Genomic DNA, 24,260 nt, shown 5'->3' on the forward strand with positions numbered 1-24,260 from the left:
AGCAGAGGCTGAGGAGTTCGCCTTTGCCGAGTCCGGTGCGTAGAGCGAGTTCGTATAGCGCCTGCAGTTTGTCGGTGCAGGCCGCGGTGAGGAACTGGACGGCCTTGGCCGCAGTGAGGGGCTGGAAGCGCCGGGCCTGGCTGCGGGACGGCTTTGACATTCCGCGCGACGTTGTGGGTCAACTCGTCTTCACGGACGCCAGGTTCGAGGGCGGACTTGAGGGCCGAGTGCACGTGAGTAACTGCCGAGGGAGCCAACAGCTTTCGGCAGCCCTCGCCGATGGCACAGCATGGCTTCCGTTCGGCGTCCAGGCCTTGGGTGCAGCACCAGCGGGCGGAGCGCCGGTGGGTCGGCCGTGGGCCGGGCCGTACGGCGGGGCCGGTGAGCGGGGCGAACACCCTGGGATGTGGCGCCTTCGTCCTCGATGTTCTTGCCACCGCGCAGGAGGGCAGCGATGAGCTGGAAGGTGTCCTGGCCGTAGAGAACGGCGCAGGAGGGACAGCGGTTGTGCGGCGGTTGCCGCAGTGGATCAGCAGGTGTCCGGCGGGCAGCTTCGTCCCGGCCGCGTTCGTATCCGTGTCGAGCCGGGCATGGCGGAGGCCGCCTCCCCCGGGTGGGGGAGGCGGCCGCGGGGGGGGGGGGGGGGGTGGGGTGGGGGCGGGGGCGGGGGCGGGGGGGCCGGGGTGGGTGGGGTTATGGGTTGGGGACGGGGAGGGGGGCGGTGGCGAGGGTGGGGATGGTCCAGCGCTGGGCCGGGGAGGAGTTGCAGTCGTAGAGCCAGAGCTGGACGCCGTTGGTGGTGTTGCCGTGGTCCAGGTCCACGCAGCGGCCGGAGACCGGGTTGTAGAGGCTGCCGTCGGCGCGGGGCAGGAACTGCTGCGCCGGGTGGTCGTGGCAGGTGACGGCCTGGATCAGGGTGCTGTTGGCGGTGCCGGCGTCCTTGGCGTCCATGCACTTGCCCTGGATGCGGACGGTGCCGTCGCCGCGGACCTCGAACTTCTGGGCGAGGCCGCCGCCGATCTCGTTGCAGTCCCAGATCTGGACCTTGGTGCCGTCGGGGCCGAGGTCGGCGCAGTTCGTACCCGTGGGGGCGTACGAGATCTTGCCGGAGGTGCCGGAGGCCGCGGGGGATGCGGCGTACGGGTAGACGGCGACGTTGCTGATGCCGCCGGTGAAGGGGGAGTTCGCGTAGGCCCCGGAGAGCTTGAACCGGCCCAGCTGGAAGGGTCCCACGGGCGCCGGGCTGGTGGACGCCTTGTGGTGGCCGGTGGCGGCGAGGGCGCCGTTGACGTACAGGCGCATCAGCCCGGTCGTCTGGTCGTAGACGGCGGTCAGACGCGTCCAGGTGTCCAGGGCGAGGGTGGCGGCGCTGTTGGTCTCGTTGGTCTCGTCGTACGGCCAGGAGCCGCTGTCACCGTTGGCCAGGGCGAACTGCCAGACCTTCTTGTTGTGGTTGGGGAACACGAGCAGCGAGCTGTGGTTGTTCAGGTCCTGGCTGATGATGGCGCCGCCGCCTGCCTTGGCCTTGACCCAGGTGCTGATGGTGAAGCTGTTGCGCGTGTCGATCACCGGGGCGGCCGTGGTGATCGACGAGCCGGTGCCGTTGAAGGAGGCGTAGGCCGAGTCGCGCCCGCCGATCTTCTCGGTGGGCCAGGTGATGCCGGCCGCGGTGGCGGGGAAGTTGCCGACCGCGCTGGGGGTGGTCGCGCCGGTCTGGCCGGTCAGCTTCCACTGGGCCTTGGGCATGTTGAGGTTGCCCAGGGTGATGGTCGCGGTGTCGAAGCCGGTGACGGTCGGGTTCGCGCCCGCCGTGCCGGTCCCGTTGAAGGCGACGAGCTGCTGGTTGGCGTCGACGGCCCACAGGTCGGGGAGGCCGTCGCCATTCAGGTCGCCGTTCGAGCCGGCGCGCGGGTAGGCGGCCGGGTCGATGCGGCCGGTCAGCGGACCCGCGGCGGGGTCGGTGAAGCCGGTCAGGTCCGGGTCGTCGGCCGTGCCCTTCACCGAGAAGGCGTGGAGGCTCCCGTCGGTCTTGGAGCGGGCCCACAGGGTCGGGAAGGCGGTGCCCTGGGCCCGGCCCGGGGCGATCAGCTCGTAGCCGTCCCAGCGCTGGTCGTTGGCGGAGAGCAGGATCGCCTTGGCCGCCAGCTGGTTCGTGGAGCCGGCGACGCCGAGCCACAGGCGCCCGTTCTCGACGAACAGGAGGGACGTGCGCGGGAGCGCCCCGTCGCCGTCCGGCGTGTCGCCGTTGGGGGAGCCGAAGGCCGCGATCTGCGAGACGTTCGCCCAGTTGGTGCCGTACCCGTGCGCGGCGCAGTCGATGGTGGTGCCCGCCGGGTTGGTGCAGCCGGACGGCTTGGTGATCGTGGCCGCCGCCTGGGTGTCGAACAGCCCGGCGCCGTTGTTCGTGTAGAGGTGGAGGCTGGTGTTGCCCGGCTGGTGGGCGATCAGGTCGTCGACGTCCTTGAAGCCGAGGCTGCCGCGGTGCGTGATCTGGATGCCGTTCCAGCCGTTGTTGCCGGGAGCGGGCTTGATGCGTGCGTTGGGCGCCGCGGCCGGGTCGGTGCCGCCGCCGATCTGGCGGAGGCTGCCCGCCGTGTCGGGCAGGAGGACGTCGGCCTTCTTGTCGCCGTCGGCGTCGCCGAAGATCGGGGCCGGGCTGTTGGGGTTGGACGGGGCGTAGTAGCTGTACGCGACGGGCTGCGAGAGGTTGCCCGCGACGTCCTGGGTCTGGAGGTACACGAAGTTGGTGCCCCAGCGCTGCGGGGTGACCTTGATGGTGGCCGCGCCGCCCACGAGCTTGGTGACGCCCGGGTCGGTGTCGGTGCACTTCCAGTTGGTGGCCGCGGCCTTGACCGGGTCGGTGGTCCACCGGGCGCAGGCCATGCCGGAGCTGCGGCCGCCGGCGGCCGGGGCCGGGTCGGTGCCGGTGAGGGTGAAGAGGCCCTCCTGGCCGACGAGCTTGGGGTGGCCGCCGATCGTGCCGGACTCGGGGAAGTCGGTGGAGCTGACGGCCGCGGTCGGCGGGGTCCGGTCGACGCGGAAGAAGCACCAGTCGCTGTCGCCGCTGGTGAGCGTCTCGTCGGTGGTGCGCGAGGTCCAGCCGTACTGGTGGCCCTCGTTCAGCCGGCCGATGTCGACGGTGGCCGGCCCGTAGCTGCCGTTCCAGTTGGTCGAGGCGTAGTAGGTCTTGCCGCCGTCGTCGTCGTCCCAGTACTGGAACGTGGTCATGAGCTGGCGGTTGGTGGCCGAGTACGTGTTGCTGGTCAGCGTGATGTTGGTGTTCGCGCCGACCCAGCCCGGGTTGTCCCACGGGTGGGCGGTTCCCGGCGTGAAGCAGTCGGCGTAGGAGGCGGTGTCGGCGAAGCCCGGGGTGGGAGACGTACGGGGCCACCAGATGGTGGGCTTGATGTCGTACGTGATCTTGATGTGCGGGGTGTTGGAGAACCGCTGCCGGTAGTACATGTTGCCTTCGTCGTCGGGCGCGAGGCCGAACGTGAAGTTGCCCCACTTGTCCCGGGCGGCGGCCTCCATCTGACCCTTGACGTCGAAGGAGATCTCGCCGGACCCCTTCATCCAGGTGATGCCGATCTTGGAGCATCCCGCCATGGTGGAACCGGTGCCGCAGGGCTGGCGGTTCCAGCTGGTGGGGCTCGAGATCGGGGGGGTCCAGTACAGGCCCATCGGGGTCGAGGTGGTGGGGCTGGAGGAGGCGACGACGGTCGCGTACAGCCGGGCGTCGAGGACCACCGCGCCGTGGATGACGGAGTTGATCCCGACCTGGAAGTAGGCGCGCTCCTTGCCCTTGCGCGTGCAGGTCGAGTAGCCGCAGTAGCCGGTGGCGGGCTTGTCCTGGCCGTCGGCGGTGCCGTTGTACTCGTTGGTGTCCGGGTACGCCTCCTGGACCTGGGACCAGGCCTGGGTGCCGTTGTCGACGTCAGGGTTCCAGCCCGGGTCGATGTACCAGGGGCCGGTGCCCTTGCCGAGGACGGCGGTGTCCGGGACGAGCTGGATGGTCTTGGAGTCGGTCGTCGTGCCGATGGCGGCGACGGCCGCGGCCTGGCCGGGGCCGTCCGCGCTGGAGACCGGCGGCTGCTCCGCGGCGGGCGCCGCGGCGGCCGGGGCTTCGGCGGCGGGCGCTTCGGCGCCGTCCGCCGCCGCGAGGCTGCGTGCCGTACCGGACTTCGCGGCCGGGGCCTGCTCGGCCGCTGCCGGGGTGGTCGCCGAGTCCCACATGAGGGGCGTGGGGGCGGTGAAGCGGGTCTTGCCCCGGTCGTCGGTGGCCTTGAGGTTGCCGGCCTTGTCCGCGGTGACGGTGAGTCCGTCGGCTTCGACGGCGAGCTGGAGCTTCTTGACGGCCGGGTCGGCCGCGGCCTGCGCGGTGCGGACGACGAGGACCTGGCGCCAGCCGCCCGCGGGGGTGGCGGTCAGCCGGAGGTCGACATCGGGCAGGACGCCCTTGTACAGGGCGCTGTCGCCGCCCAGCTGCGGCTTCGGCAGCGGGAAGGGGGCCTTGAGGGACAGCTTCCTGCCGTCGGCGGTGGTCATGGTGGCCATCGGGCCGGTGCCGCCGCCGGAGAAGCTCAGCTTCGAGGCGGAGGCGGTGGGCGTGACGGTGCCGTCCGCGTTGGTACGGAGGGTCGCGTCGAGGCCGCGCCACTTGCCGTCCGCTCCCTTGACCCGCTGGGCGACGGGGGCGGTGTCGGTGGTGAACGTGCCGTCCGGGTTGGCGACGGTCATCGCGTTGCCGGTCGTCAGCTCGTCGACGGCGACCTGCTTCTTCGTCTTCTTCGCCTGGGACTTGGCGTTCTCGAGGGCCTTGGCCGTCGCGCCCGGGGCCCCCGGGTTGCCCTTGGCGGTGGGCCAGGCGGTGTTCGCCGGGCCGTGGCCGCGGCCGGACGCGTCGTCCGCGAGGGCCGGCTGTCCGGTGAGGAGGCCGGCTCCGAGGGCGAGTGCGACGGCACCGGCGACGGGGAGTGCCGCGACACGGGAGGCCCGTCGTCGGCGGGGGCCGGAGCCCGGCCCCGGTATCCAGGATGGAAGTAGTGACGGCCTCACGGTGGCGGGTCCTCGCTGTGACGGTGGGAAGTGAAACGACGTAAGTCAGGCGCACATTCTCTTCACTTGCGCAATGTGTCAATAAAACGAGAGCTCGTGATGCCCCATTTGCCACGGGTGGGTGCAGCATGTCCGGCGAGTGATGTTGGTCATGTAAGGATCTTTTAAGAAAACTCTGTACGTGGCGCAAAACCGATCTCTACAGTGCGTTCGATTCGGGCTCAGACCGTCCGTTCGTCATGCCATTTTTTGCACATGTGGGGGATTTCGTTGTTTCGTCGGGCTGGTTACTTCGAGCGCTCGCGCGCGGGACGGTCGCGCGTAGCGGTCGTCTCCGTGCTCGCGGTGCTCCTGTCGGGCCTGGGGCTTCCCCTGGCCGAGGCGGCTGACAAGCCGCCCAAGGTGTGGGTGCCACCGAACACACCCCTGTCCCAGACCAAGCCGGTCAAGGGCTCCAGCGCGAAGCCGTCGGCAAAGCGGACCGACTCCGGCCGGAAGTGGGCACCGGAAGCGAAGGGCAAGCTTCCGGCCGGAACCGCATCCGTTGACCTGCACAATCCGGCCGCGACCCGAACGGCCGCCGGGCCGGGGTCCGTTCAGGCCGGAGCTTTGCCCGTATGGGTCGCACCAGGGAAGACTGCGAAGCCTTCCGCGGGCACCGCTCCGGGTGCCGCGGCGCAGAACGCGCCCGGCACCCAGGGCGGCGGCGCCCTCACCGTCGAGGTGAAGGACGCGGACCGCACCAGGGCCGCCGGCGTCAACGGCGCCCTCGTCGCCCTCACGGACCCGGCCGGCAGCGCCCCGTCGGGCACGGTGAAGGTCGGCCTCGACGTCTCCGCCTGGGCCACCTCGGCCGGCGCCAACTGGGCGGACCGCGCCCGGGTGGTCCAGCTGCCGACCTGCGCCCTGACCACCCCGGGCGCCAAGGGCTGTACGACGCGTACCCCCGTGGCCTCGCACCGGGACTCCACCTCCGGACTCCTCGTCGCCGAGGTCGAGGCCCCGAAGAGCGCCGCCGCGGCCCCCGCGGGCTCATCCCTGCTGAAGTCCGCGCCGCAGACGGCGCCGCAGTCCGAGCAGCAGTCCGCGACGCAGGCCGCCCCCGCGAGCGCCCCGCAGATGCTCGCCCCCCAGGGCGTGGCCCTGGCCGTGGAGGCCGGCCCGTCGGGCGGGAGCGGTGACTTCTCCGCGACCCCGCTGCTCCCGTCGGCCTCCTGGCAGGCCGGCTCCAACGCCGCGAACTTCACCTACGGCTACACCGTCGAGGTCCCGTCCTCCATCGCGGGCGCGGGCCCGGACGTGGCCCTGGGCTACGACTCCTCCGCCATCGACGGCCGTACGGCCTCGACGAACAGCCAGGCCGGCATGTTCGGCGAGGGCTGGGAGTGGAGCCCCGGCTCGATCTCCCGCTCGTACAAGGGCTGCGGGGACGCGGGCATCAAGGACTCGGGTGACGAGTGCTGGGGCGGCGACATCCTCTCCCTCTCGCTCGCGGGTCACGCGGGTCAGATCGTGCGCGACGACACGACGTGCCAGTACCACCTCCAGGGTGAGGACGGTACGAAGATCGAGCGGCTGACCGGCCAGCGCAACTCGGCCTGGAAGGGCGAGGGCTTCAGGGTCACCACGACCGACGGCACCCAGTACTACTTCGGCTCGAACCGCCTGCCGGGCGGTGACGGCACCGACCCGGAGGCGAAGTCGGTCTCGACGGTCCCGGTGTACTTCAACAGCGGGCAGGACAGGTGCCTGGGCGCCGAGACCCCGGCCAACGGCACCTGGCAGCAGCTGGGCTGGCAGTGGAACCTCGACTACGTCGTGGACCCGCACCAGAACCTGGTCTCCTACCGCTACGAGCAGGAGAACAACTACTACGGGCGCGGTGGCGGCCAGAACAACGGCACCGGCACCAACACCCAGTACCAGCGCGCCTCGTACCCGACCTGGATCGGCTACGGCCAGCGCCTCCCGGAGCAGATAGCCGCCAAGGGCGCCGCCAAGCCGGCCGCCCAGATCGTGCTCAAGAACGCCGAGCGCTGCGTCGTCATCGGGACGGTCACCTGCACCGACCCGGCCCAGCGCACCAAGGCCAACGCCAAGTCCTGGCCCGACACCCCCGTCGACCAGGAGTGCCCGGCCACCGGCCAGTGCCTGAACCTCTCGCCGACCTACTTCACGACGAAGAAGTTCACCCAGCTCTACAGCGAGGTGTGGACCGGCACCGCCTGGCGCAAGGTCGACTCCTACGCCTTCAAGCAGTCCTTCCAGGACCCGGGCGACGGCACGTCCCCGACCCTGTGGCTCGACTCGATCCAGCGCACCGGCTCCAACGGCAAGACGGCGCAGACCCTCCCCGAGGTGACGTTCCAGCCGCTGCAGATCGCCAACCGCGTCGACGGCGTCGTCAAGCGCCCGGACGGCACCGAGGCCTCGGCCCCGGCCTACAACCGCCCGCGCATCCAGACGATCACCACCGAGACCGGTGGCCGCATCAACGTGGTCTACAAGGCCGCCGAGTGCTCGCGCGTCAGGGGCACCATGCCGTCCTCCGAGGACGGCAACACGATGGCCTGCATGCCGGTCAAGTGGTACCTGCCCGGCCAGTCCTACCCGGACCCGGTCAACGACTGGTTCAACAAGATCGTCGTCCAGACGGTCACCCAGCAGGACATGGTCGCCGGCCAGGTCACCACGGTCACCGACTACGAGTACGGCGGCGGCATCGCCTGGCACCGCAACGACTCCGAGGCCGCCGACCCCAAGACCCGTACGTGGGACCAGTTCCGCGGCTACGCCACGGTCACCACGCGCACGGGCAACGGCAACGCGGCGGACGGTGCGCGCAGCAAGTCCGTGGCCACGTACCTGCGGGGCATGGACGGCGACGTCCTGGCCAACGGCAGCAAGCGCAGCGTGAACGTCCTGGACGCGCAGGGCGGCAGCATCAAGGACGAGGACGTCCTGTCCGGCTTCGTCCGCCAGGTCGAGACCTACGACCGCGACGGCGGCACCGTCGTCGGCGACGAGGTCTCCACCCCGTGGCTCGGCGCCGTCACCGCCACCCGCGCGCAGTCCGGCGGCATGCCGGCCATCACGGCGCGGGCGATGAACACGGGCAAGGTCACGACCCGCGACAAGCTCGCCGGCGGCGCCTGGCGCACCAGTGAGCGCACGTCGACGTACGACGCCACGCTCCTCTCCCGCCCGCTCCAGGTGGACGATGTCAGTGACATCTCGAAGCCGAACGAACGCCTCTGCACCACGTTCGAATACGCGACCGGTCCGGGCGGTGCCCTGACCGAGCTGGCCTCCCGCACCCTGGTCCTCTCCAGTGCGTGCGGCCAGACGCCGACCGCCGCGAACACGGTGGGCGACACCCGCTCGTACTTCGACGGCAAGCCCCTCGGCCAGACGGGCGCCACCGCCGACCAGACGGGCATCGAGGTCCTGGAGAAGTACGACGGCACCGGCAAGCCGGTCTACCGCCTGAACTCCACCTCCACCTACGACGGCTACGGCCGCGTCACCAGCAACACCAACAAGGTCCGCACGGACGCCGCCCACCCCGGCGGCGCGGTCACCTCGACCGAGTACAAGCCGGCCACCGGCGTACTGCCGTCCGAGGTCGTCCACACCAACCCGCTGGGCTGGAAGTCCTCGACCACCCTCGACATCGGCCGCTCCCTGCCGCTGATCACGAAGGACGAGAACAGCCACGTCGGCGAGCGCGAGTACGACGCCCTCGGCCGGATCACCGCGATCTGGCAGCCGGGTCAGGAACGGGCCAACTCCTTCCTCCCGGTCCGCAAGTTCTCGTACGCCATGAACGGCACCAACGCCCCGTCGACCGCCCTGAGCCAGGCGCTCATGAAGGACGGCCAGACCTACACCTCCAGCTACACCATCTACGACGGCCTCGGCCGCGTCCGCCAGACGCAGGCCACCCCGGGGTCGGGCGTGACGGGCCGTCTCATCACGGACGCCCTGTTCGACGCGCACGGCCGCCAGGTCAAGACCAGCGCGCCGTACTACAACGACGAGCAGGACCCCTCCGCGGCCCTGTTCCTGCCGAACGGCGGCGTCAACCCGGACAGCAAGATCCCGGCCCAGCAGGTCTCCGTCTTCGACGGCATGGACCGTGTGACCGACTCGGTGTTCCAGTCCTTCGGCGTCGAACAGTGGCGCTCGAAGACCGAGTACCCGGGCGCCGACGAGGTCCGCACGATCCCGCCGGCCGGTGGCTTCGCCACGGCGACCATCACCAAGGGCCTGACCTCGGTCCTGCGCCAGTACAAGAGCAACACCCCGACGGGTGCCTACGACGAGACCACGTACGTCGGCAACATCCAGGGCCAGGAGTTGTCCCGGAAGGACTCCGCCGGCAACGAGTGGACCTCCACCTACGACCTCCTCGGCCGCAGGGTGACCACCACGGACCCGGACTCGGGCACCGTGACCAACGTCTACGACGAGAGCAAGAACCTGGTCACGGTCACCGACGCCCGCGGCAAGAGCGTGACCACCGTGAGCGACCTCCTCGGTCGCACCACCGCCACGTACGAAGGCACGGCCGTCAACCCGGCCAAGCAGGTCGGCGCCTTCACCTACGACGCCAAGGCACTCGGAAAGCCCGACACCAGTACCCGCTACGTCGGCGGCAGCACCGGTGCCGCGTACATCACCGAGGTCACCGGCTACGACGGCGGCTACCGGCCGCTCGGTGCGAAGACCACCATCCCGGCCGGGGAGGGCAAGCTCCAGGGAATCTACGAGACGACCAACACGTACAGCCCGTACGGACAGCTGGAGACCAGCACGCTTCCGGCTGTCCCGGCAGCAGGACTCAAGGCCGAGACGCTCACCTACAATGTCGACAACGCGGGCAACATGCTGGCGTTGGACGGCCTGATCGGCACCAGCCTCAGCCCGTACGTCGTGGACGTGCGCTACGACGTCTTCGGCCGGGCCATCCGCGGGACCGTCGGCAAGAGCGGCAAGCAGGTCGTGTCCACGATCGACTACGACGCGGGCACCGATCGTCCCGTCCGCAGCACACTGGACAAGCAGACGGCCGCCACGGCGAGCGTCGACGTCGTCGACTACACCTACGACAAGGCCGGCAGACTCACCTCCGTCGGGAACACGCAGGACGGCGCCGCCCGCGACCTGCAGTGCTTCACCTACGACTACCTGGGTCGCATGACGCAGGCGTGGACGGACAGCGGCACCACGAGCACGGCTCCCCAGCCCAGCGTCCGCGGTATCGGCGGCTGCACCAACAGCACCGGGCCCAGGCTCGACGGTACGGGCAAGCCGAGCGTGGGTGGTCCGGCTCCGTACTGGCAGCAGTACGAGTACGACAAGCTCGGCAACCGCACCAAGCTGGTGAAGAAGGACGTCACCGGGGCCACGGCCAAGGACACGACGGTCACCCAGACCTTCGGGGCGGGCCCCAACACCCCGTCCTCCGACCCGAAGACGGGCGGCGGCACGGGCGGTCCGCACGCGCTGATGACCTCTACGGAGACCAGCAGCACGGGCACCAAGGTCACCTCGTACACGTATGACGCCGCAGGTAACACGGCGTCCATCACCAGCACCCCGGGCACCAAGAGCCTCACCTGGAACGACCAGGGCAAGCTCGACAAGATCACCGGTACCGGTCAGAGCGCAGGTACCACCTACCTCTACGACACCGGCGGCAACCAGCTCATCCGCCGCGACCCGGGTTCGACCATGTTGAGCCTCGGCAGCGACCAGATCACCCTGGAAACGGCCACGGGCAAGGTCACCAACGTCCGTACGTACGGGGCCCCCGGCGGTCTCGCTGTCACTCGGACGACGACCGGCGGCATCTCGACCCTGGCCTACCAGGCGTCGGACCACCACGGCACCAATGGGGTGCAGTTCAACGCGTCCGACCTCGCCCAGGTCCGGCGTCCGACCGACCCGTTCGGCAATGAGCGCGGTACCCAGCCGGCGCCCGGCGCCTGGGCGGGCGACAAGGGCTTCGTCGGCGGAACCAAGGAGAAGGCCACAGGCCTCACCCTCTTGGGCGCCCGCGAATACGACCCCGCGACGGGGCGCTTCATCAGTCCTGACCCCATCATCGATGCCGACAACCCTCAGCAGTGGAACGCCTACGGATACTCCGGCAACGATCCAATCAACAAGATGGACCCGACCGGACTGAGGTACCCGTGCGAGCCGGGCGAGTGCGGCGGCAGCAGCTGGGTCTCCACGCCCCCGAGGTCCACGCCGACGGTGCCCACGCCCAAGCCCAGCGGTGGCGGCGGCGGAGGTGGCGGCGGCAGGAAGGACCTGGACGACGCCAACGCCGAGGTGACCAAGGCCAAGAAGCACCGTGAGGAGCTCGTCCACAGCGTCGTCGACCTCGTCGGTGACCTGATCGGCTTCAACGACGCCCGGGACTGCTTCACCAAGGGCGATGTGATGGCCTGCATCAACACCGCCCTGAACGCGGTGCCTTGGGGCAAGGTCTTCAAGGCGATCAAGGTAGGCATCAAGGCCTTCAAGATCTACAAGGAGATGGACAAGGCCTACGACGCCATCCACGCGGCGGAAGGCCGAGCGGCCAAGGCGATGGACGCCTTCTCGAAGGCGAAGAAGGCCGAGGACGAAGCAGCGGCCGCGGCGTCGCAGGCAGCCAAATCGGCGGACGCGAAGGCGGCCAAGGAATCAGCCAGTGACTCGGCCGGTACTGAGGCCAAGGCCGGCAGAAGTGAAGCCGACGCCGAATCGGGCAGCGGAGGATCGAGCTCCCGCAGCGGTGACTCCGATGCGGGTGCCGCCTGTCCGATCAAGCGGAACAGCTTCCCCACCGGTACCCGCGTCCAGATGGCCGATGGCACGACCAAGGCCATCGAGGACGTCGAGGTGGGCGACAAGGTCCTGGCCACCGACCCCCAGACCGGGGACACCGAGGCCAAGACGGTCACGGCCACCATCACCACCCCCGACGACAAGGAGTTCACCGACCTCACTCTGATCGACGACGCCGATCCGCGGGGTGCGTCGGTTGCCCTCACCTCCACCTCTCATCACCCGCACTGGAGCGAGACCCGCCGCCAGTGGCTCGACGCCGGCGAATTCGTCCCGGGCGAGCAGCTCCGCCGGGCCGACGGCACCACGCTCACGGTGCAGGCGACCCGCACCTATCCCTTCGCCGTCACCACGCACAACCTCACCGTCGACGGCTTCCACACGTACTACGTGCTGGCAGGCGCCGCTCCGGTCCTGGTGCACAACTGCGGCGATGACGCAGACGCCGTACACCTGAATCTGAAATACAAGGACGGGTGGAGCGCCGGTCAGATCGCCGAGGCCGACGCGAAGGTGGCCCATCTGAATGATCTCGCCGGGCAAGGGAAGCTGGTGAAGACCCAGTCGGTCCGAGTGGTCAAGGGTTCGGCGGCGGGACGGCTTCGCCGGTCGGGCGTCGACGTTCCGAGCGGTTACCATGGCGACCACATGCAGGATCTGCAACTGGGTGGTACGGATACGCTCGACAATCTTGGTCCGCTTGACGGGAGTGTGAATACCAGTCTCGGCCCACAGATTGACGCTCAGATACGAAAACTCCCGAACGGCACAAAGGTTTGTGGCGTTTCGATCTGCCAAAGGTGATCATGTACGAGAACTTTCTCTCCGCATACCCTGCGGACTCCGACGAGGCCCCTCGGCCCTTCTCGGCTCCGAAGCTTGCTGAACTCGACGGGTTCAATGAGCTGGTAAGCCTTGGTGCGGGGAAGTCGTTCGGTGGCGGAATCCTCCGAATCCACTCCGAATCCGAGATGGAGCGGGCTGCTGGTCTGATCGCTGACGGGTTCCCCGACTATGATGGTCGGGTAGCCCCGATCGCCAAGGATTGGCTGGGACGTCAGTACGCTATTCCGCTGACGGAATCGGGCTTCACCCCCAACCTTGTCCTCCTCATCGAGCCCGGGTCCGGCGAGGTATTCGAGGTCGATTGCGGACTGGAAGAGCTGTTCGACGCAGAAATGTTGGCCGATCCCGAAACCTTCCTTGCCTCCGATCTTTATGCGGAGTGGAGAGAAGTCAATTCGGAAAGCGTGGCGAGCGGTCAATGCGTCGGATTCAAGGTTCCCCTGTTCCTGGGCGGCGACGGCTCGGTCGACAACCTGGAGCTCTCCGATGAATCGGTCTACTGGTCCCTCATGGGCCAGTTGCGCACCCGGACGGCGTGAGCTCTCGCTCGCTGCCTGAGCTCGTCGGTTCCTGAGGGGCCCCGTCGAAGGAATTCCTTCGGCGGGGCCCCTCGGGCGTTCAGCCGGCCGCGTGGAGTTCGGCTTTCGGGTGGGCCGTGCGCCAGGCCTTGATGGAGAGGTTCCATTCGTCGCCCGTCAGGGCGGTGAGGGAGGCCGGGAAGAGGCCGTCCTCCTCCTTGGCGATGTGGTGGTGGAGGTCGTCCATCGCCCGGCGGAAGGAGGCTGTGCCCTCCGGTGTCGAGAGGTCGAGCTCCGTGAGGAGCCGCGACAGGTCGCGGTGTTCCGATTCCAGGGCCGCGATGTAGTCCGCGTATTCGGGGTCCGTCGACATGACCGTGAAAAGGCCGTCCTCCTCGCCCTTCCAGTGGGCGAGGAGGACGGCCTTCATGTCCGAGACGAGGGCGCGGGCCTTCGGGAGGTCGCCCGCTTCCAGTGCGCGCAGGGCGTCGCCCGCCGCGTTCGTCACCGCCTCGTGTTCGGCGATGAACTCCTTGATGAGGGGGATCTGGCGGCAGCCGCAGTAGTGGCACATTCCACCAGGATCACCCCTCCCGCGGCATTTACTCCGCTTCGCCCTCCAGGTTGCCCTCCGTGTCCAGGTAGACCTGACGCAGGGATTCCAGGACCTGCGGGTCCGGCTTCTCCCACATGCCGCGGGACTCCGCCTCCAGGAGGCGTTCCGCGATGCCGTGCAGGGCCCAGGGGTTGGCCTCCTCCAGGAAGGCGCGGTTCTCCGGGTCCAGGACGTACGTCTCCGTCAGCTTGTCGTACATCCAGTCCGCGACCACACCCGTCGTGGCGTCGTAGCCGAACAGGTAGTCGACCGTCGCCGCGAGCTCGAAGGCGCCCTTGTAGCCGTGGCGGCGCATCGCCTCGATCCACTTGGGGTTGACGACGCGGGCCCGGAACACGCGCGAGGTCTCCTCGACCAGGGTGCGGGTCTTGACCGTCTCCGGGCGGGTCGAGTCGCCGATGTAGGCCTCCGGGGCCGTGCCACGCAGGGCGCGGACCGTGGCCACCATGCCGCCGTGGTACTGGAAGTAGTCGTCCGAGTCCGCGATGTCGTGCTCGCGGGTGTCCGTGTTCTTCGCCGCGACCGTGATGCGCTTGTACGCGGTCTCCATCTCGGCGCGGGCCGGGCGGCCCTCCAGGCCACGGCCGTACGCGTACCCGCCCCACACCGTGTAGACCTCCGCGAGGTCGGCGTCCGTACGCCAGTCGCGGGAGTCGATCAGCTGCAGGATGCCGGCCCCGTACGTGCCCGGGCGCGAGCCGAAGATACGGGTCGTGGCACGCCGTTCGTCGCCGTGGACGGCCAGGTCGGCCTGGGCGTGGGCCCGGACGTAGTTGTCCGCCTCCGGCTCGTCCAGCGATGCCGCCAGCCGGACCGCGTCGTCGAGCAGCCCGATGACGTGCGGGAACGCGTCACGGAAGAAGCCCGAGATGCGCAGCGTGACGTCGATGCGCGGGCGGCCGAGCTCCGGCAGCGCGATGGGCTCCAGGCCCGTGACGCGGCGCGAGGCCTCGTCCCAGACCGGCCGGATGCCCAGCAGGGCGAGGGCCTCGGCCACGTCGTCGCCCGCCGTGCGCATCGCGCTCGTGCCCCACAGGGACAGGCCGACCGAGGCCGGCCACTCGCCGTTGTCCGTGCGGTAGCGGGTGAGGAGCGAGTCGGCCAGGGCCTGGCCCGTCTCCCACGCCAGGCGGGACGGGACGGCCTTCGGGTCCACCGAGTAGAAGTTCCGGCCCGTCGGCAGCACGTTGACCAGGCCGCGCAGCGGGGAGCCCGAGGGGCCCGCCGGGATGAAGCGGCCGTCCAGGGCGGCGACCACGTGCGCGATCTCGTCCGTGGTGCCGGCCAGGCGCGGGACGACCTCGCGGGCGGCGAAGTCCAGTACCGCCGCCACGTCCGCCGAGTACCCGGAGGCCACCGAAGCCACCGCCGACGGGTCCCAGCCCGCGTCCTCCATCGCCTGGACCAGGGCCCGCGCCTGCTCCTCGACGGCGTCCGCCGAGGTGCGGGTGGCCGCGGACTCGTCCAGACCGAGCGCCTCACGCAGACCCGGAAGGGCCGTCGTACCGCCCCAGATCTGGCGGGCGCGCAGGATCGCGAGGACCAGGTTGACGCGGGCCTCGCCCGTCGGGGCGCCGCCGAGCACGTGCAGGCCGTCGCGGATCTGCGCGTCCTTGACCTCGCACAGCCAGCCGTCGACGTGGAGCAGGAAGTCGTCGAAGCCGTCGTCGTCCGGGCGCTCCTCCAGACCCAGGTCGTGGTCCAGCTTCGCGGCCTGGATGAGGGTCCAGATCTGGGCGCGGATCGCCGGCAGCTTCGCCGGGTCCATCGCCGAGATCTGGGCGTACTCGTCCAGGTGCTGCTCCAGCCGGGCGATGTCGCCGTACGACTCGGCGCGCGCCATCGGCGGCACCAGGTGGTCGACCAGGGTGGCGTGCACGCGGCGCTTGGCCTGGGTGCCCTCGCCCGGGTCGTTGACCAGGAACGGGTAGACGAGGGGCAGGTCGCCGAGCGCGGCGTCGGGCGCGCAGGCGGCGGACAGGCCCGCGTTCTTGCCCGGCAGCCACTCCAGGTTGCCGTGCTTGCCGAGGTGGATCATCGCGTCGGCGCCGAAACCGCCGTCCTCCGCGCGCGCCTGGATCCAGCGGTACGCGGCCAGGTAGTGGTGCGAGGGCGGCAGGTCCGGGTCGTGGTAGATCGCGATCGGGTTCTCGCCGAAACCGCGCGGCGGCTGGATGAGGATCAGGAGGTTCCCGCGGCGCAGGGCCGCCAGGACGATGTCGCCCTCCGGGTTGGCCGAGCGGTCCACGAACATGTTGCCGGGGGCCTCGCCCCAGTGCTCCTCGACGCTCTCGCGCAGCTCGGCGGGGAGCTCGGCGAACCAGCGCCGGTAGTCGGCGGCCGGGATGCGGACCGGGTTGCGGGCCAGCTGCTCCTCGGTCAGCCAGTCCTGGTCGTGGCCGCCGGCCTCGATCAGGGCGCGGATCAGCTCGTCGCCGTCGCCCGAGACCAGGCCGGGGATCTCGTCGGCGGGGCCGAAGTCGTAGCCGCCGGCGATCAGGGTGCGCAGCAGCTCCACGGCGCTGGCCGGGGTGTCGAGGCCGACCGCGTTGCCGATGCGGGAGTGCTTGGTGGGGTACGCGGACAGGACGAGGGCGACCTTCTTGTCGCGGCGCTCGATGTGCCGGAGCCGGGCGTGGCGCACGGCGATCCCCGCGACGCGGGCGGCCCGCTCCGGGTCGGCCACGTAGGCGGGCAGGCCGTCCTCGTCGAGCTCCTTGAAGGAGAACGGGACGGTGATCAGGCGGCCGTCGAACTCGGGCACCGCGACCTGCGTGGCGGCGTCGAGGGGAGACAGGCCCTCGTCGTTCTCCTCCCAGGCGGACCGGGAGCCGGTCAGGCACAGGGCCTGGAGGATCGGCACGCCGAGCGCGGCGAGCGCGCCCGCGTCCCAGGACTCGTCGTCCCCGCCGGCGGAAGCGGTGGCCGGACGGGTGCCGCCCGCGGCGAGGACGGTGGTGACGACGGCGTCGACCCCCTCCAGCTCGGCCAGCAGCTCAGGCTCGGGGGCGCGCAGGGAGGACACGTAGAGCGGGAGCGCCTGCGCGTCCTGGGCCTCGATGGCATCGCACAGGGCGTGCACGAAGGCGGTGTTGCCGCTCATCTGGTGCGCGCGGTAGTAGAGCACGGCGACGCGGGGGCCGGCGGTCCGCTGCGCGGTGCGCTCCAGGGGGCCCCAGGTGGGGGCGGCGGCGGGGGGCTCGAAGCCGTGGCCGGTGAGGAGGACCGTGTCCGAGAGGAAGCGGGCCAGCTGGTCGAGGTTGGCGGGGCCGCCGTGGGCGAGGTAGCCGTGCGCCTCGGCGGCGATGCCGATGGGGACCGTGGAGGCCTCCATCAGCTGGGCGTCCGGGGCCTGTTCGCCGGTCAGGACCACGACCGGGCGGGTCTGGCCGGGGGCGAGGAGCAGGTCGAGGCCCTCCTGCCAGGCGCGGCGCCCGCCGAGGAGGCGTACGACGACCAGGTCGACGCCGTCGAGGAGGCCGGGGAGGTCGTCGAGGGGAAGGCGGGAGGGGTTCGCGAACCGGTACGGGACGGGGCCGTCCGCCGTGTTCGCTGCGCGGGCGCTGAGCAGATCGGTGTCGGACGTCGACAGCAGCAGGATCATGCGGCGGCAGGCCTTCCTCGGGGTTTCCGCGCCCCGGGCAGTGAGGACAGCGGGAGTTCCTGACTCACCCTTCGGCCGTCGGCTGCCGGGTTCACAGTGGCGGGACCGCGCCGGAATCGCACCGGGCTTCCTCCCATGTCGCCGTCCTCGGCGACGGCGGGCCGTGTGGTCCGCCGGAAGGTCATCTTAGGGGGCCTTTTCCCTGGCCGGGAGTGGGGGTGGTCGCGCGGGGGTCGGCGTGCGGTGCCGTTGCCGGGGCTCTGCCGTTGTGCTTGCGCCGGCGTGGGCCGGCTTGGGCGGGTGGGCGTCGGGTGCGGTGCCGTTGCCGGGGCTCTGCCCCGGGCCCCGCGCCTCAAACGCCGGCGGGGCTGGATTGGCCGGGCGTGGCCGGGTGGGGTGGTGACGGACACAGGTCGGGGGAGGGGAATCGTGGGTATGCTCGCCGCCATGCCCCAGCCCCCTTCCGCCGCATCGCGGGACGAACCCGTCATACGCGAGCGCGGCGACGCCTGCCCCGGAGCGCTGCGCCTGCACGCGGCCGACGACGGGTTCCTGGCGCGGGTCCGGATCCCCGGCGGGCTGCTCGACGCCGCGCAGGCCGCCGCGCTCGCGGAGGCCGCCGACCGGTTCGGGGACGGGCACCTGGAGCTCACCTCGCGCGGCAACGTGCAGTTGCGCGGACTCGCCGACGGCTGCGGCGGCGGGCTGGCCGAACTGCTAGCCGCCGTCGGGCTGCTGCCCCGGCCGAGCCACGAGCGGATCCGGAACATCGTCGCCAGTCCGCTCGCGGACCCCGCCCCGGTGCGCGCCCTGGACGAGGCGCTCTGCGCCGAGCCGAAGGCCGCCGCCCTGTCCGGCCGGTTCCTGTTCGCCGTCGACGACGGCCGCGGGGACGTGGCCGCCCTCGACCCCGACGTCACCCTGCTCGCGCAGCCCGGCGGCCGGGTGCTGGTCCGGCTCGGCTCGGCGCCCGACGCCGTCGAGGTGGCCGCCGGCGATGCCGCGCGGGCCGGGCTGGAGGCAGCCCTCCACTTCCTCGACGCCGCGGCCGCCGCCGGGACACGGGCCTGGCGGATCGCCGAGCTGCCCCCCGAACACGCCCTGGAGGGAAGCCGGTTCGCGGACCGGCTCGCAGCGTGCGGCATGCGCGCGCGGTACGTTGCCGACGCGCCCCGGCCGTACGCGGACCCGCCCGCGGCCGGCGTGCACGGGGACGCGCTCTGCGTCCTGGTCCCCCTCGGCCGGCTGAGCACCGCCCAGTGGCGCGCCCTGCCCGGCGAACTGCGGATCACGCCCTGGCGCAGCATCCTCGTCACCGGCACCACCGCCCGCCCCGCCGGGCTCGTCACCTCGCCCGACAGCCCCTGGGAGTCCGTCACCGCCTGCACCGGGCGCCCCGGATGTGCCAAGTCCCTCGCCGACGTACGCGCCGACGCGCGGGCCGTCGCCGAGCGGGCGCGGGGCCCGCTGCCCGTGCACTGGTCCGGCTGCGAACGCCGCTGCGGGCACCCGCGCGGCACCGCCTGGGTGGACCTGGTGGCCACGCCCGACGGGTACCGGCTCGGCACGGACCCGGTGGCACGCAACGAACTCGCCGCGGCCCTCGCCGCCGCCCGCAACCAACCCCCAGTGTCCGAAGCCGCAGTGAAGAAATGAGCGAGTACACCGTGTTTGAGTACGAGAAGGACGGCGCCGCGATCTACCGCCAGTCCTTTGCCACGATCCGCGCCGAGGCGGACCTCTCCGGGCTGCCCGCCTCCGTCGCCCAGGTCGCGGTGCGCATGATTCACGCCTGCGGGATGACCGACCTGCCCAAGGACCTCGGCTACACCCCGGAGGTCGTGCTGCGCGCCCGCGCCGCGCTCCACGCCGGTGCGCCGATCCTCTGCGACGTGCAGATGGTCGCCAGCGGGGTCACCCGCAAGCGGCTGCCCGCCGACAACGACGTGATCTGCACCCTCTCCGACCCGGCCGTTCCCGCACTCGCCGCGAAGATGGGCACCACGCGCAGCGCCGCCGCCCTCGAAGTCTGGCGTGACCGGGGCCTGTTGGAGGGTTCGGTGATCGCCGTCGGCAACGCGCCGACCGCGCTCTTCCGGCTGCTGGAGATGATCGAGGAGGGCGCACCGCGCCCGGCCGCCGTCATCGGCGTCCCCGTCGGCTTCATCGGCGCCGCCGAGTCCAAGGACGCCCTCGCCGAACACCCCTCGGGGCTCGACCACTTGATCGTACGGGGCCGTCGCGGCGGCAGCGCCATCGCGGCCGCCGCCGTCAACGCGATCGCGAGCGAGGAAGAATGAGCGACATCGCCAAGGGGCGGCTGTACGGGGTCGGGCTCGGGCCCGGCGACCCCTCCCTGATGACCCTGCGCGCCGTCGAGGTGATCGGCGAAGCCGATGTCGTGGCCTACCACAGCGCCCGCCACGGCCGTTCGATCGCCCGCTCGATCGCCGCGAAGCACCTGCGCGCGGACCACGTCGAGGAGCCGCTGGTCTACCCGGTCACCACCGAGACCACCGACCACCCCGGCGGCTACCAGGGCGCGATGGAGGAGTTCTACGAGGCCGCCGCCGCCCGCCTCGCCGCGCACCTGGACGCCGGCCGCACCGTGGCCGTACTCGCGGAGGGCGATCCGCTCTTCTACAGCTCCTACATGCACATGCACAAGCGGCTCGCGGACCGCTACGAGACCGAGGTCATCCCCGGCGTCACCTCCGTCAGCGCCGCCGCCGCCCGGCTCGGCACCCCGCTCGTGGAGGGCGAGGAAGTACTGACCATCCTCCCCGGCACCCTGCCCGAGGAGGAGCTCACCGCCCGCCTCGCCGCCACCGACTCGGCGGTCGTGATGAAGCTCGGCCGGACCTTCCCCGCCGTGCGCGGCGCGATGGAGAACAGCGGCCGGCTCGCCGAGGCCCGCTACGTCGAGCGCGCCACCATGGAAGGGGAGCGCACCGGCCGGCTCGCCGACACCGACCCCGAATCGGTGCCGTACTTCGCCGTCGCCGTGGTGCCCAGCCGGATCGGCAACCCGGGCAGCGTCCCCTCCGGCCCCGGCGAGGTCGCCGTCGTCGGCACCGGCCCCGCGGGCCCGCTGTGGCTGACCCCGCAGACCAGGCGCGCCCTCGCGGACGCCGAGGTGCTGGTCGGCTACACGACCTACCTGGACCGGGTGCCGGTGAAGCCGGGCCAGATCCGGCACGGCTCCGACAACAAGGTGGAGTCGGAGCGCGCCGAGTTCGCCCTCGACCTGGCCCGCCGCGGACAGCGCGTCGCCGTGGTCTCCGGCGGCGACCCGGGGGTCTTCGCCATGGCCACCGCGGTCCTGGAGGTCGCCGGGCAGGCGGAGTACAAGGACGTGCCCGTACGGGTCCTGCCGGGCGTCACCGCGGCCAACGCGGCGGCCGCCGCGGCCGGTGCGCCGCTCGGCCACGACTACGCCACCCTCTCCCTCTCCGACCGGCTCAAGCCGTGGGAGGTCATCGCGGAGCGGCTGCGCGCCGCCGCCGCCGCGGACCTGGTCCTCGCCCTGTACAACCCCGGTTCGCGCAGCCGGACCTGGCAGGTGGCCAAGGCCCGCGAGCTGCTGCTGGAGCTGCGCTCGCCCGCGACGCCGGTGGTCGTCGCGCGCGACGTGGGCGGACCGGAGCAGTCGGTGCGGATCGTCACCCTCGCCGAACTGGAGCCGTCCGAGGTGGACATGCGGACGCTCCTGCTGATCGGCTCCTCCCAGACGCAGGTCACCGAACGGCCCGACGGGTCGCGGATCACGTGGACGCCGCGCCGCTACCCGTGACCCCGACCGGGTGAGGCGGTGTCGAAAGCCCGGGTGCCCGGGGCGGTGAACGCCCCGGGCACCCGGGCTTTGCGGGTCCGCTGCCCGCTACGCGCCGGCCAGCCAGTCCAGGGCCGCGGCCACCGAGTCCGCCTCCGGTACGCCCGCCGGGACCGCGGGGCGGCGTACGACGAGGACCGGGATGCCGGCCTCGCGGGCCGCGGCGAGCTTCGGGGAGGTCGCCGAACCGCCGCTGTCCTTCGTCACCAGTACGTCGATCCGGTGGCGGGCGAGCAGCGCACGCTCGTCGTCGAGGGTGAACGGGCCCCGGTCCAGCAGGACTTCGAGGCGCGGCGGCACCGGCGCGGCCGGGGGGTCCACCGAACGCACCAGGAACCAGGTGTCGGTGAGGTGCGCGAAGGTGTGCAGGCCCATCCGGCCGGTGGTCAGGAAGGCCCGCCCGCCGAGGCCGGGCAGGACCGCCGCCGCGTCCGCGAGGGAGTCGGCGAAGGTCCAGTCGTCGCCGGGGCCGGGCGTCCAGCCGGGGCGGCGCAGCGCCAGCAGCGGGACGCCCGAACTCGCGGCGGCCTCGGCGGCGTTGAAGCTCATGCGCTCCGCGAACGGGTGGGTGGCGTCGACCAGGTGGGTGACCCGGTGCGCGCCGATCCAGGCCGCGAGGCCGGCCGGGCCGCCGAAGCCGCCGATCCGGGTCTCACCCGGGGGCAGTACGGGTGCGGCGACCCGCCCCGCGAGCGAGGTCGTCACGCGCGGCGGCCCCGGCGCCGTGGCCAGTTCCTCCGCGAGGCGGCGGGCCTCCGTCGTACCGCCCAGGATCAGTACGTGGCGGGTCGGCAGCGAGCCCTGGTCAGCAGGCATGCCGGTCGCGCTCGGGGGAGTACAGGTGGCTGTCGCGGAACTGCTCCGCGCCCAGCGTGCGGCCCACCACGATGACCGCGGTGCGGACCAGGCCGTGTTCCTTCACCCGGGCGGCGATGTCGGCCAGCGTGCCGCGCAGGATCAGCTCGTCGGGGCGGCTGGCCATCGCCACCACCGCCACCGGGCACTCGGCCCCGTAGTGCGGCAGCAGTTCGTCGACGACGCGGTCCACGTAGCGGGTGGCCAGGTGCAGCACCAGCAGCGCGCCGCTGCGGCCCAGCGTGGCCAGGTCCTCGCCCGGCGGCATGGGGGTGGCCTGCTGGGCGATCCGGGTCAGGATCACGGTCTGGCCGACGGTGGGCACGGTCAGCTCCCGCTTCAGCGCGGCGGCCGCCGCCGCGAAGGCCGGGACGCCCGGGACGACCTCGTAGGGGATGCCGGCCGCGTCGAGCCGCCGCATCTGCTCCGCGACCGCGCTGAAGATCGACGGGTCGCCGGAGTGCAGCCGCGCCACGTCCTGGCCCGCCGCGTGCGCCCGTACGCACTCGGCGATGATCTCGTCCAGGTTCAGCTGCGAGGTGTCGACCAGCCGGGCGTCCGCCGGGCACTCGGCCAGCAGTTCGCGCGGGACGAGGCTGCCCGCGTACAGGCAGACCGGGGCGGCGGCCAGGGTCCGGGCACCGCGCACCGTGATGAGGTCGGCGGCGCCGGGGCCCGCGCCGATGAAGTACACGGTCATGTCTGATCCTTCTCGTTCGGGTCGTTCGACGGCTTCGTCACGGACCACTGGGTGACCGGCATCGCCTGACGCCAGCCCGTGAAGCCGCCGACCGGCACGGCCTGCGCGACCGAGAGCTTCACGAGCTCGCCGCCGTGCCGGCGGTAGCGGTCGGCGAGGACCGCCTCCGACTCCAGGGTGACGGTGTTGACCACCAGCCGGCCGCCGGGGGCCAGCGCCGCCCAGGCGGCGTCGAGCAGCCCCGGCGCGGTCAGGCCGCCGCCGATGAACACCGCGTCGGGGGCGGGCAGTCCGGGGAGGGCCTCCGGGGCCGCGCCGACGACCACGCGCAGGCCCGGCACGCCGAGCGCCGCCGCGTTGCGGGTGATCCGGGCCGCCCGCTCCGGTACGCGTTCCACGGCCACCGCCCGGCACGAGGGGTGCGTCCGCATCCACTCGATGCCGATGGAGCCGGAGCCGCCGCCGATGTCCCACAGCAGCTCGCCGGGGGCCGGGGCCAGCGCGCACAGGGTCGCGGCCCGGACGCGGCGCTTGGTGAGCTGGCCGTCGTGCTCGTACGCGGTGTCCGGCAGGCCGGGGGTCGCGCCGAGCCGGGGGGCCGGGTGGGAGGCGTCGCGGCGGCACTCCACGGCCACCACGTTCAGGGGATCGCCCGGCGGGTGGTCCCAGCCGTCGGCCACGCCCTCGTACGAGTCCTCGCGCTCGGAGCCGAGCTGCTCCAGCACCCGCATCCGGCTCGGGCCGAAGCCCCGCTCTCGGAGCAGAGCAGCGATCTCGTTCGGGGACAGCGCTCCGGCGCTGAGCACCAGCAGCCGCCGCCCCTCGTACAGGGCGGCCGCGAGCCTGGCCACCGGCCGGCCGACGACCGTGAGTACCTCGGTGTCCTCGACCGGCCAGCCCAGGCGGGCGCAGGCGTAGGAGACGGAGGAGGGGTGCGGGTGCACGCGCAGGAACCGCGGCCCGAGCTCCTCGGCGAGGGCGCGGCCGATCCCGTAGAACATCGGGTCGCCGCTCGCGAGCACCGCGATCCGCCGGCCCGCGTGCTCGGCCATCAGCTTCGGCACGGCCGGCCGCAGCGGGCTCGGCCACGCCACCCGCAGCCCGGCGCAGTCGGCGGGCGGCAGCAGGTCCAGCTGGCGCGGCCCGCCGATCAGGACCTCGGCGCCGGACAGCGCGGACCGCGCGGCGGCGGTGAGCCCGGCCCAGCCGTCGGCGCCGAGGCCGACGACCGTCACGGGTATGGGGGGCGGTGCGGAGCTCACTGCGCGGTACCTCGGAACGGGATGGGGAAGCGGAACACGGATGCGGATCCGCAGCCTACTGGCCTGCGCCCGCGGGCACCGCTGCCGACCCCCACTGCCGATGCCCGGGCCATGCGTCTACCCTCGGTA

The 24,260-nt window shown here is 71.9% G+C and carries 11 protein-coding genes and 1 riboswitch; of the genes, 5 read left to right on the plus strand and 6 right to left on the minus strand.

Annotation, left to right across the window (positions count from 1 at the left end; translation table 11 throughout):
- Positions 1 to 693: 693 nt before the first annotated feature.
- Positions 694 to 5,055: a LamG-like jellyroll fold domain-containing protein gene (locus tag ACFTXQ_RS15345; protein ID WP_382640697.1), complete on the minus strand. Its 4,362-nt coding sequence runs from the start codon at positions 5,053 to 5,055 to the stop codon at positions 694 to 696.
- 609 nt (positions 5,056 to 5,664) lie between these two features.
- Here ACFTXQ_RS15345 and ACFTXQ_RS15350 point away from each other — a divergent pair.
- The gene (locus ACFTXQ_RS15350; RefSeq protein ID WP_382640699.1) at positions 5,665 to 12,702 is read left to right on the plus strand and encodes a polymorphic toxin-type HINT domain-containing protein; all 7,038 of its coding nucleotides are present in this window, start codon (positions 5,665 to 5,667) and stop codon (positions 12,700 to 12,702) included.
- Positions 12,703 to 12,704: 2 nt separating this feature from the next.
- A complete protein-coding gene (locus tag ACFTXQ_RS15355) occupies positions 12,705 to 13,283 on the plus strand; it encodes a T6SS immunity protein Tdi1 domain-containing protein (protein WP_382640754.1) in 579 nt (192 codons plus the stop codon).
- A gap of 79 nt (positions 13,284 to 13,362) precedes the next feature.
- Here ACFTXQ_RS15355 and ACFTXQ_RS15360 read toward each other — a convergent pair whose 3' ends face one another.
- Positions 13,363 to 13,836 (minus strand): hemerythrin domain-containing protein, encoded by a 474-nt coding sequence (locus ACFTXQ_RS15360; RefSeq protein WP_382640702.1) that lies wholly within the window; start codon positions 13,834 to 13,836, stop codon positions 13,363 to 13,365.
- Positions 13,837 to 13,864: 28 nt separating this feature from the next.
- Positions 13,865 to 17,482, minus strand: a complete 3,618-nt coding sequence (gene cobN, locus ACFTXQ_RS15365) for a cobaltochelatase subunit CobN (protein WP_382640704.1) — start codon at positions 17,480 to 17,482, stop codon at positions 13,865 to 13,867.
- Between the two features lie 53 nt (positions 17,483 to 17,535).
- Positions 17,536 to 17,615: riboswitch (cobalamin riboswitch) on the minus strand.
- Between the two features lie 302 nt (positions 17,616 to 17,917).
- Here cobN and ACFTXQ_RS15370 point away from each other — a divergent pair.
- Genes ACFTXQ_RS15370 through ACFTXQ_RS15380 form a run of 3 tightly spaced genes read left to right on the plus strand, consistent with a single transcriptional unit; the run spans position 17,918 to position 21,275 of the window.
- A complete protein-coding gene (locus ACFTXQ_RS15370) occupies positions 17,918 to 19,138 on the plus strand; it encodes a cobalamin biosynthesis protein CobG (protein WP_382640755.1) in 1,221 nt (406 codons plus the stop codon).
- Positions 19,135 to 19,782 (plus strand): precorrin-8X methylmutase, encoded by a 648-nt coding sequence (locus ACFTXQ_RS15375; RefSeq protein WP_382640707.1) that lies wholly within the window; start codon positions 19,135 to 19,137, stop codon positions 19,780 to 19,782. The genes ACFTXQ_RS15370 and ACFTXQ_RS15375 overlap by 4 nt, the downstream gene beginning before the upstream one ends.
- Positions 19,779 to 21,275 carry a precorrin-2 C(20)-methyltransferase gene (locus ACFTXQ_RS15380; protein WP_382640710.1) on the plus strand — a complete coding sequence of 499 codons (1,497 nt, stop codon included), beginning with the start codon at positions 19,779 to 19,781 and terminating at the stop codon, positions 21,273 to 21,275. The genes ACFTXQ_RS15375 and ACFTXQ_RS15380 overlap by 4 nt, the downstream gene beginning before the upstream one ends.
- Before the next feature lie 87 nt (positions 21,276 to 21,362).
- Here the strand turns inward: ACFTXQ_RS15380 and ACFTXQ_RS15385 are convergent, their stop codons facing one another.
- The 3 genes from ACFTXQ_RS15385 to cbiE are packed head-to-tail and all read right to left on the minus strand — an operon-like array spanning position 21,363 to position 24,131.
- Positions 21,363 to 22,130, minus strand: a complete 768-nt coding sequence (locus ACFTXQ_RS15385; RefSeq protein ID WP_382640713.1) for a cobalt-precorrin-6A reductase — start codon at positions 22,128 to 22,130, stop codon at positions 21,363 to 21,365.
- Positions 22,120 to 22,869: a precorrin-4 C(11)-methyltransferase gene (cobM, locus tag ACFTXQ_RS15390; protein WP_382640716.1), complete on the minus strand. Its 750-nt coding sequence runs from the start codon at positions 22,867 to 22,869 to the stop codon at positions 22,120 to 22,122. Before cobM ends, ACFTXQ_RS15385 begins: the two co-directional genes overlap by 11 nt.
- Entirely contained in the window at positions 22,866 to 24,131 is a 1,266-nt protein-coding gene (cbiE, locus tag ACFTXQ_RS15395) for a precorrin-6y C5,15-methyltransferase (decarboxylating) subunit CbiE (RefSeq protein WP_382640719.1), read from the minus strand. Before cbiE ends, cobM begins: the two co-directional genes overlap by 4 nt.
- Positions 24,132 to 24,260 lie beyond the last annotated feature (129 nt).

This window comes from Streptomyces sp. NPDC057010, assembly GCF_042673805.1.
Lineage (GTDB): Bacteria > Actinomycetota > Actinomycetes > Streptomycetales > Streptomycetaceae > Streptomyces.